The following is a 14,276-nucleotide window of genomic DNA, read 5'->3' as shown; positions in this document are numbered from 1 at the left end:
CATGATCATTGATCGCAGAAGTGCGTTGATCGGCGTCGCCGCGATGTTCGGCAGCACCTTGTTCGCGCCGATCGCGCGCGCCGCCGGGCGCGACGCGCGGCCCGTCATCGATATCGGTGCCCCGAGCGTGAGGGTATTCACGCCGGCCCAGCATGCCACCATGACCGCGCTCAGCGACCGTGTCATCCCGACCACCGACACGCCAGGCGCGATCGCCGCGGGCGTGCCCGACTATATCGACAAGCTGCTCGCCGATTGGTCGCTGCCGGCAGAGCGCCTGCCGATCATCGCCGGGCTCGATGCCATCGAGGCGCGCAGCATGACCAATTACACGCTGTCGGCCGCCCGCGCCACGCCGGCGCAGCAGGATGCGCTGCTGACCGCGGCGATGGACAATCGCTTCGCCGGTGGCGCCGACTTCTTCGACAAGTTCCGCCAGCTCGTCATCACCGGCTATTACACGTCGGAGATCGGCATGACGCAGGAGCGCGAATATTTGCCGGTGCCAGCCGAGTATAATGGCGCCTTCCTCTATTCCAACGTCAACAAGGTGTATTCGGCATGATCATGGATCGGCGTCATGTTCTCATGGGCCTAGGCGGCACCGCGGCCTTGGCGATGCTGGGCATGTCATCAGGCGCCACGGCCAAACAGGTCGGTGCGGTGGGCCTGCAACTCTTCACCGTGCGCGACGTGTTCGAGAAGGACCCGGTCGGCACCTTGGAGAAAATCGCCCGCATCGGCTATCGCGAGGTCGAGTTCGGCGGTGGTGGCTATGACACCATGGATCATGCCATGTTGCGCCGCACGCTCGATCGGCTGGGGCTGAAGGCACCGTCGGTGCACATCCCCTATCCGATGCTGACGGACCGATTCGACGCCGCGGTGACGATGGCCAAGACCCTGGGAGCGGAAACGGTGATCCTGCCGTGGCTGCCCGACGAGCAGCGCACGGAGGCAGGCTTCGAGCCGGTCCTGCGCAATCTCGATCCCCTCGCCAAGCGGTTACGCGCGGCAGGGCTCGGCTTTGCCTATCACAACCATGATTTCGAGTTCACGGGCCGGTCCAAGGGTGTGCGCCTGTACGACCGGCTGATCGCGGAAACCGATCCGACGCTCGTCAAGTTCGAGCTCGATCTTTATTGGGCGGCGCACGCCGGCGCTGATCTGCCGGGCCTGGTAAAGAAGCTCGGCAGGCGGCTCTACTCGTTCCACGTCAAGGATATGCGCGCCGATCGATCGATGGCGGCGGTGGGCACCGGCACGATCGACTTCGCTGCGCTGTTCCGCCTGCCGAGCGCGGCTGGCGTGCGGCACTTCTTTGTCGAGAACGACGAGGCACCGGCTCCGTATTTTCCCGACATCGCCACCAGCTACCGCAACCTCGCCGCGCTGCGGTTTTGATCCTGGAAGGAAGGTACCCATCATGGCATCGACCGATCGGTTCGACGCGATTGTCATCGGCTCCGGGGTCAGCGGCGGGTTCGCGGCCAAGGAGCTGACCGAAAAGGGCCTGCGCGTCCTGATGCTCGATCGCGGCCACATGGTCGAGCATCAGGAGGGCTATACCTATGACGGCAAGCCCGCCTTCGAGCTCCCCGCGCGTGGCGTCGTCCCGCCGCAGGTCGTCGCTAGCGATTATTTCATCGCCAAATACGGCTATGTGTCGACCAGCAACCTGCAATTCTACAATGACGACCGGCTGAACCCCTATGCGTTCGACGAGGGCAAGGAATTCCGCTGGATCCGGCCGGCGGCGGTGGGCGGCAAGTCGCTGATCTGGGGGCGGTGGAGCTTCCGCTGGAGCCCCGACGATTTCGAGGCCAACAAGCGCGAGGGCGTCGCCGGCGACTGGCCGATCCGCTACGGGGATCTCGAGCCCTGGTATGCCTATGTCGAGAAGTACATCGGCGTCTCGGGATCACGCGAGAATTTGCCGTATCTGCCCGACAGCGAATTCATGCCGCCGATGCCCATGAACGTCGCCGAGAAGTGGATGAAAGGCGGCCTCGAGACGAGCTTTCCCGGCCGCAAGCTGATCCACGCGCGCCTGTCCAACATCACCGAAGACAAGCCCGAGCAGAACCGGACCAAGTGCCAGTTCCGCAACCAATGCAGCAACGGCTGCTCGTTCGGCGCCTATTTCTCGACGCAGGCGGTCACCCTCCCCGCGGCCCGCGCGACCGGGCGGCTGACGCTGCAATCCGATGCCGTGGTGACGAACCTCGAATATGACGCCGCGGCCAAGCGCGTCACCGGCGTGCGTTATGTCGATGCGAACACCGGCCAGGCGCAGACGGTCCGCGCCAACCTCGTCTTCCTCTGCGCGTCGACGATCGGATCGGTGCAGATCCTGATGAACTCGCGCGCGCCGGGCAGCGAGCGCAGCCACTTCGATGCCAGCGGCACGCTCGGCCGCTACGTCATGGACCATATCTTCCGCGTCAACGTCAGCGGCGATATTCCCGGCATGGAGGAGTATATCGAATATGGCCGCCGTCCCGGCCAGGTCTATATCCCCCGGTTCCGCAACATGGCCGGCACCGACGATGGCCTCGGGTTCAGGCGCGGCTATGGCTATCAGGGCGGTGCTTATCGACCGGTGGCGGCGCCGGTAGGGTTCGGCGCCGCGATGAAGAACGGCCTGCGCCGCTACGGTGGCTGGAAGTTCGGCATGGGCGCGTTCGGTGAATGCCTGCCCTATGAGGACAATCGGGTCACGCTGCACCCGAGCAAGGTCGACCGTTTCGGCGTCCCGCTGATGCGGTTCGATGTCTCCTTCCGCGACAATGAGCTGAAGATGATGGCGGACGCGCGCGAGCAGGGCGAGAAGATGTTGCGCGGGGCAGGACTGACCAACGTCACCAGCAGCGAGGAAAAGCACGTGCCGGGCGACTCGATCCACGAGATGGGGGGCGCCCGCATGGGACGCGATCCGCGCGCCTCCGTCCTCAACAGCTGGAACCAGGCGCATGAGGCGAGCAACCTCTATGTCACCGATGGCGCCCAAATGGCCTCGGCCGCGTGCGTCAACCCGTCGCTGACCTTCATGGCCTTGACGACCCGCGCCGCCGACCATGCCGTGAAGACCTTCCGCGCGACGGCGGCATAGCACCCAGGTGCCTGCCGCGACGCCCTCAGCGCGGCGTCGTGGCCGCGCCCGGGATGGTTGGATTGCCGGTGCCCGGTGCGCCCGGCGGGACCACGCCGTCCGGTTCTCGCGGCGGCGGTGTCTTGGTCGGCGCAGGCGTGCGTCGCGGCTTGGGATGGCCGGCGGCATCGACCGGGGTCTTCTCCCGATCAGCCGCGGGTCTCGACGATGTGTCGGGCGCGCCCGATTGGCCCACCATGGGCGTCGCCGCCATCAGGGCAGCGGCGGTCATCACCAGGTCCAGCATCCACGCCTCCTCGGATCCACGATCCCATAAGCCTGGAGCATCAATGCCGAACCGGAACGTCGGGTTCCACTATCTGCACGCGGATCGCCACAGCATTAGGCGTTTACAGGAAGCAACAGCGATGATCACACGCCGCGCCCTTATCGGCTCGTCCACCGCCGCCTTGACGATCGCGGCGCTTCCCGCCGTTGCCGCGCCTGCCGGCCGGCTGAAGCAGTCGGTCAGCCGCTGGTGCTACAACGATATCCCGCTTGATCGGCTGTGCGCCGCCGCGGCGCGCATCGGGCTGCAAGGCATCGATCTGCTCAACCCGGCCGATTACGACACGCCACGCCGCTACGGGCTGCGCTGCACCATGGGTTATGCCGCCGATATCATGACCATCCCCAATGGCCTCAACCGGCGGGAGAATCACGCAGCGATCGAGCGGGCATTGCGTGTTGGCATTCCGCAGGCCGCCAAGGCAGGCGTGCCCAACGTGATCGCCTTTTCGGGCAACCGGCGGGGCCTCTCCGACGAGGAGGGTATAGCCAATACCGTTGCCGGCCTGAACCGGGTCAAGCGCATCGCCGAAGACCATGACGTGACGATCTGCATGGAGCTGCTCAACAGCAAGGTGGACCACCCCGATTACATGGCCGACCATACCGCCTGGGGCGCGAGCGTCGCCCGGCAGGTAAACTCGCCGCGGGTGAAGCTGCTGTACGATAGTTACCACATGCAGATCATGGAAGGCGATCTGATCGACACGATCAGGAAGAACATCCAGTGGATCGGTCATTTCCACACCGGCGGCGTGCCGGGGCGCCACAACCTCGACGATACGCAGGAAGTGAATTGGCGCGCGGTCGCCCGCAGCATCGCCGATCTCGGCTTCCAAGGCTATGTCGCGCATGAATTCGTGCCGCAAGGCGACCCGCTGTCGGCGCTGACACAGGCGGTACGAACCTGCACCGTGTAGACCGATGACCGCCATGCGCCTCACGATCTCTGCATACTGAGATCAGCCGAACAGTTTCAGGCGCGGCACACGCAGGTCGCTTGACCAAAATCCTGTGGCCAGGACGCTGCGACGTGCGTTGATGCCCCGGGAGAACAGCGATGAACGATCCGACCGCCGTACAGCTTGGAATCCGACGATCTGCAGAGATGGCCGCCGTGTTCATGATCGGGGACGGACTGCTGGGCTTGCTCCAACCCACGCGTCACGTCGGCCTCTGGCGATCGGACATCAACGCCGTCGACGTTCTCGTGCGCCCGTTCGCCGCTCATCCGGCACGCCGCCGGGCGTATGGCCTGCTGCAAATTGGCGCAGGCTTGATCCTTGCCTTGGCGCTGAAGCGTCCCGGCGGCGACGCCGTCGCACCTGATCGTCACGAAGGCTGAGTCTCCGGATCGATCATGCAAGTCGCCCTCACGGCCCGACTTCCCGGCGTGGTTTAGGCCAAGCTGTCAAGGCAGATCGGCACCGTACAGTAGAAAAGACGTAAAGCACACTTGACGTAAAGCCTCCTTTCCATGACAAGCTTCCTTCACACCGAATCGAAGGAGGTCGTCTTGCGCTTCTCACCCGCTCAACAACGCTACAACCGCCGTGTCCTGATCCTGGCGGTCGTCTATGCCGCCTTGCTCTTCCCCACCGTCTTCCTGCTCTCTCGTCACCTGGTGACGGGACCAACGGCCATCGCGCTCGGCGTTCTGCCGGCGCTGCCGGTCGTCGGCTTCTTTGTCGCGGCGGGGACGTACCTCGTCGATGAGCATGACGAATATCTGCGCATGCTGTTCACCCGCCAGTCGCTCATCGCGACCGGGATAGCGATGACGGCCGCGACAATATGGGGGTTCCTCGAGGGGTTTGATCTGGCGCCCCATGCGGCCGGCTATGCCTGGCCGTGCGTGTGGTTCGCCGGGCTTGGCGCCGGGCGCTGCATCAACAGAATGGCCGAGCGGGGGGCGGCATGAACAACCACATCCGCGCCCTGCGGGCGGAACGGGGCTGGAGCCAGCAGCACCTCGGCGATCTTCTCGAGGTCAGCCGCCAGAGCGTCAACGCGATCGAGACCGGCCGTTACGACCCCTCGCTACCGCTCGCCTTCAAGATCGCGGAACTGTTCGCCCTCGCCATCGAAGACGTGTTCATCAGCCAATCCAAGGAGAAGTGATATGATCCGCTATTTCGGCTTGCGCCTTGCCGCCGTCGCCATGACGCTGGGGCTGTCATTCCACCCCGCGGCCGGTCACGCTGCGGCGAGTGCCCCCGCTACGCAGATGGCGCACCTGTCGGTCGTCGCGATCGGCAAGGGTGCGCCGATCATCCTGATCCCGGGCCTGTCCAGCCCACGCGCGGTATGGGACGGCGTCGTGCCCGAGCTTGCCAGGGCTCACCGCGTCTATGTCGTGCAGGTCAACGGCTTTGGCGGCGACGCCGCGGGCGCCAATCTGTCGCCGGGCATCCTCGACGGCGTCGTCGACGACCTGCACGGGCTGATCGCCAAGGAGAAGATCGCCGGGGCCGCGGTGGTCGGCCATTCGATGGGTGGGCTGGTCGCGCTGATGCTCGCCAAGGCGCATCCGGACGATGCCGGCAGGCTGATGATCGTCGACTCCTTGCCTTTCATCGGCACGCTGTTTTCGCCGGCTGCGACCGTCGCCATGGTCGAGCCGCGCGCCCGGGCAATGCGCGACGCGCAGGTGGCGAGCTATGGCCAACCCGCCAGCGATGCGCTGGCACAGGCGACCGCTGATCGACTTGCCGCCAAGCCGGAGTCGCGTGCGCTGGTGGCGGCCTGGGTCAAGGCGGCAGACCCCCGGGTGTCGGGCCAGGCGATGTACGAAGACATGACCACCGATTTGCGCCCGGCGATGAAGACCATCGTGGCGCCGATCACGCTCGTCTACCCCTGGTCGGCGAGCGGCCCCACCAAGTCGCAGGCCGACGCGCTATACCGCGCCGCCTATGCAGACGCCCCGCACGTGACCTTTGTCGCCGTCGGTGATTCCGCCCATTTCGTGATGCTCGACCAACCAGCGCTATTCCGGCAAGCGCTTGATGCCTTTCTCGATTAGCGATCAGTTGCTGGGCTTGCCCGTAGCGGCTGACACGGCCCGGCCCGATGCGGCCAATCTTGCAGCACTCGCCGGCGCCGCGCTGGTCTATGCCTGAGCGATGGCGCTTCACCACACGCTCCGAACGGCTGCACTCACGCTGCCGCACAGCATTGCCAACGCGCCGGCGGGCGCGACCACCGGGCGGGGCCGTTGCAGGTGATGCTGGAGGTAGCGCTGCGTTGGCGCCTGAAGTGCGCTCATGCAAAAGGGCTGCATGTCGGCATTTGGCGGAGACGGAGTCCTTAGAACTCCCTTTGTCTCCAACGTCCGTCGCTGAACGCTCATGTCCGAAATCGTTGTTTTTTCTGGGCTTGGCAGCCACCTGAGTTGGCCATCCGTTCGGGGTCAGTCGCCTAGATGCGGCGAGGACCAAGTTGAAAGTGGGCAAGGAAGTGGGCATAACGGCGATACGAAGAGCACTGAGGAGCTTAATTTGGGACGTGCGTTCAACCGACTCTCCGCCCGAGAGGCAGCGACCCTAAAAGCGCCCGGAAGGCATGCAGACGGAGGAGGGCTATACCTACGGATCTCGCCGTCAGGAGCGCGCTCGTGGGCCTTCATGTATGTCAGTGATGGGAGGCGCACCGAACTTGGGCTGGGTTCTGCTACCTCTATATCGCTTGCATCTGCACGGCTCCTCGCCGGGCGCATGCGCGAGGCTGTCACGAGCGGAGGGGATCCGAAAAGCGTTCTGGCACCGGCGGAGATTGCGCCAGTCAAGAAAGTCGTGACCTTCGGTGATTTTGCTGAAGACTACATAGCAGGGGTTGAGGAAGGCTGGAGGAGCGACATCCATCGTCGGCAATGGCGTAGCAGCCTGCGTGATCACGCTGCGAACCTGACGAAGTTGCCCGTCGACGCTATCGAAACTGACGACGTACTCGCTGCACTACGCCCGATCTGGCTGGCCAAAGCTGAGACCGCAAAACGGCTTCGGGGCCGGATCGAGAAGATACTCGATGCGGCCAAAGCGAAGAAGTTACGTCAGCTGGACTCCATAAATCCAGCAGCTTGGCGCGGCCACTTGGCCCTTTTGCTACCCAGCCAGTCGAAGCTCGCACGGGGTCACCACGCGGCCCTTCCCTACGCGGACGCTCCTAAGTTTTTTGCGCAGCTACGGGCACGAAACGCTCCCGCAGCGCGATGTCTTGAGTTCACTATTCTAACGGCCGCCCGAAGCGGCGAAGCGTTGGGGGCTACATGGGGAGAAATGGATCCCGACGCTGAGACGTGGACCATACCTGCTACGCGCATGAAGGCTGGAGCAGAACACGCCGTTCCGCTCTCACCAACCGCAATCGACGTACTTAAGACGGTTATCCCAAATGACATTCAGCTGGAGGCGCCTGTATTCGCCGTAAATGGGGCGGCACGATCCAATATGGCCATGAGCATGCTGCTACGGCGAATGGGTTATGGACATATAACGACACACGGTTTTCGCTCCACCTTCCGTGACTGGGCTGGCGATAAAACGGAGTTTCCGAGAGAGATCATCGAGCAGGCGCTGGCCCACACCATCTCGAATAAGGCAGAACGTGCGTATAGACGCGGCACCGCAGTAGAGCGCCGACGCGAGCTCATGAAAGCTTGGGCGGAATACCTAAATACCCATTCTGGTCAGCAAGGTTTTCCTCCTGACGCAAGGTGAGTGTGCATAATGACGAAGCCAAAATTAAGCTGGATCCGCCTTGCCGACGCGCGTAGATTGATTGCGGAACGACTAACAACCGGAATTGATCCAGAGGATTTGCTAATCGCTGTTCTGAAGAGCGGTGAGGTCGCGATGCGAGGGCAGAGGGAACGCATTCCTATTGTTAGTGATGAAGTTGATTACGCATTATACGATGCTCGTTCATCTAAAACACCGCCGGAAAAGTGTGGTTTTGATTACAAGCGCGGCGATCAGGCAAGCGCTAATCGCAGTATAAATCATGACGAGACATGGGGTATCGACATCGACGAATTTATCGTGTGCGCTCCTCCAAACGACCCCGAATTTTGGCACGTTCTTTCCGAAATAGAATTAAAGGATCGAGATCTAAATACGTATCTCAATAGAAAACTACTTTGGCCCATCAGCGGCCAGGACGGACGGAACAGAGCTTCCGACAAATGGCTCGCCCTCACGTTATGCTTGCTAGAGATTGAGCGCAACAAGATTTTGAATAACTTGGCATTTCCGACTTCCCAAGAACTTAGATCCAAAATAATTGCAATGTTTCCAGAGGGACTGGATGAGCGAACTATTCGCGACGATGTCGATGCCGTGTTCCATGCATATGTTCAATATTATGATGGGACGAGTTGGGAGGTAGGTCGGATGTTAAACGACGATTTTGACATGGTATCCTTGGTCCAACAGGCGGTTAAAGCCGGACGTGAGAGGAGGCGCTCTTAAGAATAAAGACACCACCAGCCACCGCACGCTGGTGGTTGCGGCACGAAAGGCAACAGGAACAGCATCTGGCTCGCGGCGAGGGCAGCGGTAGTCGTCGTCATGCCCCCGTCCGAGTGAATAGTGCACCGACGGTTTGTCGAACATTACGGAGCTACGTTGCGTTCGCTGATCTTGCTGGCCAAGTATTAGTATACGGAACGCTGCTGACGTCGGTAAACGCTCGGCCCTTACCTTCGAGCGACCAGAGGTGCGGCCGATTGCTTGTGACTAGCGCGCGCTTTTCCAACAAGCGGGCACGCTGTCCTTCTCTACGGCGGCTTCGATCGCGCTTCTTTGACTACAGCCGGCACCAACCAAATCAAAGAGCGACTTTGGCCAGAAGCCTCGGTGCGACTAACTGGTGAGCCGGCTGGACATCGTTGCGGACGGCCCGTAGTCGAGTTGGCAATTGCAATAGTAACAGCCGACTTTAAGCACATGCAGGCTGCCGGAGGTCGACGGGTCTGCCAAGAGCCGGGGTACAAACTAGCTCGGCGAGAGCGGCTCAGTTGCCTTTCCCAAACCTAGCTCGACAGCAGGAATTGTGTCGTGCCGGCGCCTTCCATGATCGACGCCGCGATGGATCAGGAACGCCGCCATAACCCGCTGAATGAGTATGAACTCAGGCAGGCACGTTGACCGCGGCGTCGCCCCCTCAATCACCAATCAGCCGCGCCAGATTAGATACCATGAGCTTGCGAGGCGCAAAGCGGGACGATTTGCCCGAGTTATTTCCAGAGGCACCGTGCCCGCCCCGTGCATTGACGCCGGTGGCTGTGATCATCTGCGTACACAGGAATTCACCTGTGAATGGAGCTGATCATGGACCCCCTTCTAGTATCGATCGCGCGATGCCGCGAGATCGTTTCTCTCTCGCGAACCAGCATCTACGGTATGATTCATCGAGGCGATTTGCAGGTTGTGAAGATCGGCCGTCGAACGCTGATCACGATGGCGTCCATTGAGCGTCTGATCGAGGCAAATGCCTCGCGGGAAGCTTGATCATGAGCACGATCCCGAACCCTTCGGTCACCCCGGATGTTGGGTTGCCCGCGTACGCCGCGCTGCCAAACGACCTTCCGCTCCTTCATTACGCGTCCACTGCTGATGGAAGCGCTATGAGAGACTTGGCAGAGGAGACTTCCCGGCGGCTAATCACGTTGCGAGCCTGTGGTCGTCTCCGTCGACTGACTGTCGTCTCTCGCAGCGAGGCTCCTTGGGAAAGCCCTGGGTCGAAAAGTCGTCTGGACATCAAGCAGATCCGGAAGAGGCTCAATGCCATCAGGAAACAGAGTCCCGATTCAATCTCTCAGATCGTGACGGCCGCTGGAGTTTCAGCGATTGAAGGAGAGGCGTTCGGTTATTGCGCGCGTATTGAAACCCTGGTGCTTGATTTGGGCGAAGGCCAAACTTCTGCGTCGGCCGAACGTACGACGCCTCGAACTTCAATCGGATCATTGGTTCATCAACCACCCCTCGAGATGCACTCGACTGACGATCCAGATGATGATGCAATCCGCACTACCGTCATTCGCTTCTATAAGGCGCGCGAATACCTGCGCGCGGCATCTACTGAAATCGCCAAGACGCTCAAGTCGCATGCATTCAAAGAGCATCGCCTGGCCCGGCGGCTTGGAACCTTTCAGATGGATCTTCTGCTGCCACTGCCACAGGCATTTCTGGGTGCCGGTGCTGGAGAGACGATCCTTAAGATCGCACTGACCGCGCCGGTGCAGCGGGCGAAGAACGCAAAAAAGGTTGAGGGCTCTATCAGCCGTGAGGAATTGATCGATCTCCTCTGGCGGGATGCCCTGGCTAACAATCGCAACGCGCCACCATTCGTCAACCTGTAAACGACTGTTGCCGGGCTGTTCCAGATCACCAGCCCGGCGACATGCTGCCTTGCAGAGCCTCACCATAGCATGTTGCCTGTAACCCCCACCCTACCCTGCCTAATGCCCTATCCTCCTCACCGGCATTGGTGCCTGCGGGGTTGGGCAGGGCATTTTCCACAGGAGCCCGTACCACATGGATTTCCCCCTCGCTCGCAATGCTGCCCGCGCTTTCGCCCGCGGCGCGGAGGCAAGTTTCCAAGCCAAACTAAGCCGCGCATTAAGTTTCTACCCGCCCGCCACCAAGGACCAACGGCTTCTCGTTTTTTCCACACGGCCGCTGTCCTCTTGTGAGTTTCTTCCGCTGGCCAATGCCGAGGTCCGCTTGGCGGCAGCTTTTTCGCTGATCGACTCCTTCCTTGATCATTACGGCTCGACCCGCAAAGTTTCAGATAGCCACACCTATCTCGCCACGTTCACCTGGGACGCTGGACTTACCTTCGCAGATGCACCCCAGGTGAACCTAGAGGCGATGGAGCGCACTGTACGCCGGCAACTGGAACGGCTTGGGCTAAACGCCGTGTGCTCATTCGAAATCGACGTCTTCGCGGATCCATTGGCAGGCGAACACGCGCGGCGGCTGCACTTCCATGTCCACGCTGTGTGCTGGACACGGGATCGGAGCTTCCGTCCGGTCAGTGCAGCACGGGCGCTTAGACGCGGAAAGGCATTTCCAAGCCTCCTGGGTGCCCCAAGCGTTTCGTTCGTTTCTCGATCGGCTTCTGCAGCCCAGTACCCCGGTTTTGAACGCCCACAGCCGCGACAGGATCAAACCGCAAGCTCGATGGCACACCTCGGCTATTATCTTCTCAAAGCTACTAGCAGTGCGAAACATCGATTTTTGGGGCGCGACGGCACAGCACGCATGCGGGGCGATGATAGTGCGTTCAACCTGAAAACTGCACTGCGCTTTGCAGAGATTTACTCGCAGATCACTCCCGCTGATGCGATTTTCGCGGTTGGTGCCGAGGCTGCCGCCGTAGCAGCCAACTACAACGCCCGTTTACGCCGCTGGGTGATGCGCCAGGGTAGCCGGGGCCACGGCTACACCGAAGCAGGGCTCCAAGCAGCATGGGCCCGCCTTTTCGATGCTCATCCCGAACTCGGGTTGCATCCCAGCGCAATCCGTCAACGCCGGCATACTCTAGCCGACGCCGGAAATTTACGACGTGCCAATCGGCAACGCTGTCCCCTAATCAACCATGAAGAACCGAGCGACACGACGTCACCATGCGCAACTCGTGACATTTCCTACCAAATGTAACGAGTTGCCGTAGCTATTATGCGCAGCGGTGCTGCCGATGGATTTCACCCAACAGTCCATGGCAACTTACCGTTATCACTCGTGGGCCTTGGTAACGATCCTGATCCGCAATTCGATGACTCCGGTCTCGCGTGGCGTGACAGTCCTCATGACCTCAAGCCTCAGCAGGAGAAGCAGTACTTCCTCTTCTGCTCGGGCTACGCCGAGCCACATACGCGGCTCCACGCCCTTCGTAGTGAGCAAACGGCAAAATCTGGGCGACTGCCGCTCGGCTGCTTTCCTACGAACTCTACCGAAAAGCTGAGGATCGCGACGACGGCGATGTCCCAGGGTCCGTTTCCTTTTCTGGCCATGATGGCCGCAGGAGAAGGAACATGGGTATGTCAGAGTTCGACCCGACCGCGAGCGACCGCCGCCCCTGGAACGCGGGAAGGAAGATCGGGGCAAAGCGTGCGTTGAAGCCCCGGCAGGTCTGGGCCATCCGCTTCTTCCTTGATCAGCACCGCCGCTTGCGCGACCGGGCGTTGTTCGACCTAGCGATCGACAGCAAGTTGCGTGGCTGCAATGTCGTTAAGATCAGGATCGGCGACATTGTGTTAGGCGCTCAGGTCCGCAGCCGAGCGATCGTGGTTCAGGCGAAAACAGGCAAACCGGTCCAGTTCGAATTGATGCCGGACGCCCGGGCCAGCCTGCTCGCTTGGCTAGAGCGCCGTGGCGGTTCTCTAAACGATTATGTGTTTCCGAGCCGCGTAGATCATGCTCGTCCGCTCAGCACTCGCCAGTATGCTCGGCTCGTAGATGAATGGGTAGCCGGTGTAGGCCTTCGTCGCGAGGAATACGGAACGCATTCGCTTCGGCGGACCAAAGCATCGATCATCTACAAAGCATCAGGCAACCTGCGAGCGGTTCAGATCCTTCTCGGTCACGCCAAGATCGAGAATACCGTGCGTTACCTCGGCGTTGACGTCGAGGATGCGTTGGCGCTCGCAGAGGGCGTAGAGGTATAACCATCGCCGGCTCCTTGTCTTCGCGGGGAGCCGGATTACTGGCAAAAGCCGTCGGTCGGCTTGCGCCCAAAACGCGACATTTAAGACGGTTGAAGACTTGCTTGTTACCGGACATGGGTGGCAGCTTGTTGCTCAACAACAAAGGCCCGCCTGCGACCATGTTTGAGAGAACCGACGATTGGGATTACGCAACAGGTGATGAACCCCGACTGTTCCTAAAACTCGACATTCAGCGCGACGGGACATCTTTGCTATTCCGTAACGTTAACAGGGAAGTTATCAAACGCATATACTGTGCATGGAAGTATGTGGACCCAGCGAGTGGTTTGGCTGAACAAAATGCGCCGCAGCAGTGGGTGGTCGTTTGGACGGTGGAATGGCATCCTAGTCAGGAGTCTCAGCTGGCCTCGATGGGAATCAGCAAAACTCTAGTTGCCGATTTCTTGACCTTTCGTGAGAGCGATATGGGGGATCATCGAAACATTAACGGCGGCAGATATCCAGTCTCCATAGAAATCGAGTTCGTCGACAGATAACTTCCCAAAGAACTACAGCACTCCCGCTAGCTATGATATCGCGGGATCAGGCTGCGGCGTTACTTACGCTGTGCGACTCACAAGCGGACGGTCTGCACTCCACCAGATCGCGGCATTCGCGATCAGGAAAGCGTACGCCGAAAGCGGACTTCGGCAAGGGGCCAATGGCCGACGCTGCAGAGCTTATGTCGATCGAGGGGAGCCATCATCCTGCCGCCGCAGATACCATGCCAGAATTGCGATCGGCAGGAGGTAAAAAGGCGGCAGCATCCAAACTCCCCACAGACTTCCTTCTGCCGCCATGCTGAATACGGCTAATGGGAACGTCAGCCCATTCCTGAGGGACGCTGTCAAAATGCCAAACATCACCATGAAGCAGATGAGGCAGACAGCGACGGCGACAGCGTTAAGCGTGTAGAAGCGCACCACCCAGAATGCGGTCCCACGATGCAGTTGGATGCTCTTCGCCATAGCCTATGCTGTCAGAAGACGCTGCGGGTCGCAACGTCCGCTATCCACCAAGTCCGGCCATTCCGCTCGCGCCCAAACTCAGTCATCTAGCGAGCTTTTAGACCCACCTAAAAGCGGACACAGTCCTGTCGTGCTGGCACTCGTCGTTAGCGCTTACGCC

The 14,276-nt window shown here is 60.9% G+C and carries 17 protein-coding genes and 1 pseudogene; 16 read left to right on the top strand and 2 right to left on the bottom strand.

What is annotated here, in order from left to right:
• Position 1: 1 nt before the first annotated feature.
• Genes OXR60_RS14200 through OXR60_RS14190 form a run of 3 tightly spaced genes read left to right on the top strand, consistent with a single transcriptional unit; the run spans position 2 to position 3,112 of the window.
• A complete protein-coding gene (locus tag OXR60_RS14200) occupies positions 2-565 on the top strand; it encodes a gluconate 2-dehydrogenase subunit 3 family protein (RefSeq protein ID WP_267396588.1) in 564 nt (187 codons plus the stop codon).
• A complete protein-coding gene (locus OXR60_RS14195) occupies positions 562-1,404 on the top strand; it encodes a sugar phosphate isomerase/epimerase (RefSeq protein ID WP_267396587.1) in 843 nt (280 codons plus the stop codon). Before OXR60_RS14200 ends, OXR60_RS14195 begins: the two co-directional genes overlap by 4 nt.
• A 22-nt stretch (positions 1,405-1,426) precedes the next feature.
• Positions 1,427-3,112, top strand: a complete 1,686-nt coding sequence (locus OXR60_RS14190) for a GMC family oxidoreductase (protein WP_267396586.1) — start codon at positions 1,427-1,429, stop codon at positions 3,110-3,112.
• 25 nt (positions 3,113-3,137) lie between these two features.
• Here OXR60_RS14190 and OXR60_RS14185 read toward each other — a convergent pair whose 3' ends face one another.
• Positions 3,138-3,398 carry a hypothetical protein gene (locus OXR60_RS14185; protein ID WP_267396585.1) on the bottom strand — a complete coding sequence of 87 codons (261 nt, stop codon included), beginning with the start codon at positions 3,396-3,398 and terminating at the stop codon, positions 3,138-3,140.
• A gap of 121 nt (positions 3,399-3,519) precedes the next feature.
• Between OXR60_RS14185 and OXR60_RS14180 the strand changes: the two genes are divergently transcribed.
• From OXR60_RS14180 to OXR60_RS14120, 13 genes and pseudogenes are all read left to right on the top strand, one after another.
• Complete coding sequence (locus OXR60_RS14180) at positions 3,520-4,359, top strand: TIM barrel protein (protein ID WP_267396584.1); 840 nt, start codon at positions 3,520-3,522, stop codon at positions 4,357-4,359.
• Positions 4,360-4,499: 140 nt separating this feature from the next.
• Entirely contained in the window at positions 4,500-4,784 is a 285-nt protein-coding gene (locus tag OXR60_RS14175; protein WP_267396583.1) for a hypothetical protein, read from the top strand.
• A gap of 171 nt (positions 4,785-4,955) precedes the next feature.
• Complete coding sequence (locus OXR60_RS14170) at positions 4,956-5,360, top strand: hypothetical protein (RefSeq protein ID WP_267396582.1); 405 nt, start codon at positions 4,956-4,958, stop codon at positions 5,358-5,360.
• Complete coding sequence (locus OXR60_RS14165) at positions 5,357-5,560, top strand: helix-turn-helix transcriptional regulator (RefSeq protein ID WP_267396581.1); 204 nt, start codon at positions 5,357-5,359, stop codon at positions 5,558-5,560. Before OXR60_RS14170 ends, OXR60_RS14165 begins: the two co-directional genes overlap by 4 nt.
• Before the next feature lies 1 nt (position 5,561).
• On the top strand, positions 5,562-6,464 hold the full coding sequence (locus OXR60_RS14160; protein WP_267396580.1) for an alpha/beta hydrolase: 903 nt from the start codon (positions 5,562-5,564) through the stop codon (positions 6,462-6,464).
• Between the two features lie 325 nt (positions 6,465-6,789).
• Positions 6,790-7,182 (top strand): annotated as a pseudogene (locus OXR60_RS20030) (Arm DNA-binding domain-containing protein); the annotation flags it as partial.
• A 51-nt stretch (positions 7,183-7,233) separates the two neighbouring features.
• Positions 7,234-8,157 carry a site-specific integrase gene (locus tag OXR60_RS14150; protein ID WP_267396652.1) on the top strand — a complete coding sequence of 308 codons (924 nt, stop codon included), beginning with the start codon at positions 7,234-7,236 and terminating at the stop codon, positions 8,155-8,157.
• A gap of 9 nt (positions 8,158-8,166) precedes the next feature.
• Complete coding sequence (locus OXR60_RS14145) at positions 8,167-8,907, top strand: hypothetical protein (RefSeq protein WP_267396579.1); 741 nt, start codon at positions 8,167-8,169, stop codon at positions 8,905-8,907.
• 849 nt (positions 8,908-9,756) lie between these two features.
• A complete protein-coding gene (locus OXR60_RS14140) occupies positions 9,757-9,948 on the top strand; it encodes a helix-turn-helix domain-containing protein (protein WP_267396578.1) in 192 nt (63 codons plus the stop codon).
• 2 nt (positions 9,949-9,950) lie between these two features.
• The gene (locus OXR60_RS14135) at positions 9,951-10,799 is read left to right on the top strand and encodes a hypothetical protein (protein WP_267396577.1); all 849 of its coding nucleotides are present in this window, start codon (positions 9,951-9,953) and stop codon (positions 10,797-10,799) included.
• 175 nt (positions 10,800-10,974) lie between these two features.
• Complete coding sequence (locus OXR60_RS14130) at positions 10,975-12,102, top strand: hypothetical protein (RefSeq protein ID WP_267396575.1); 1,128 nt, start codon at positions 10,975-10,977, stop codon at positions 12,100-12,102.
• A 374-nt stretch (positions 12,103-12,476) separates the two neighbouring features.
• Positions 12,477-13,109 (top strand): tyrosine-type recombinase/integrase, encoded by a 633-nt coding sequence (locus OXR60_RS14125; protein WP_267396573.1) that lies wholly within the window; start codon positions 12,477-12,479, stop codon positions 13,107-13,109.
• Between the two features lie 113 nt (positions 13,110-13,222).
• On the top strand, positions 13,223-13,645 hold the full coding sequence (locus OXR60_RS14120; protein ID WP_267396572.1) for a hypothetical protein: 423 nt from the start codon (positions 13,223-13,225) through the stop codon (positions 13,643-13,645).
• 183 nt (positions 13,646-13,828) lie between these two features.
• Here the strand turns inward: OXR60_RS14120 and OXR60_RS14115 are convergent, their stop codons facing one another.
• Positions 13,829-14,116: a hypothetical protein gene (locus tag OXR60_RS14115; RefSeq protein WP_267396571.1), complete on the bottom strand. Its 288-nt coding sequence runs from the start codon at positions 14,114-14,116 to the stop codon at positions 13,829-13,831.
• Positions 14,117-14,276 lie beyond the last annotated feature (160 nt).

The sequence above is a fragment of the Sphingomonas sp. GC_Shp_5 genome, from assembly GCF_026540855.1.
In the GTDB taxonomy this organism is placed as follows: Bacteria; Pseudomonadota; Alphaproteobacteria; order Sphingomonadales; family Sphingomonadaceae; genus Sphingomonas.
This window is presented reverse-complemented; position numbering and strand designations above follow the sequence as displayed.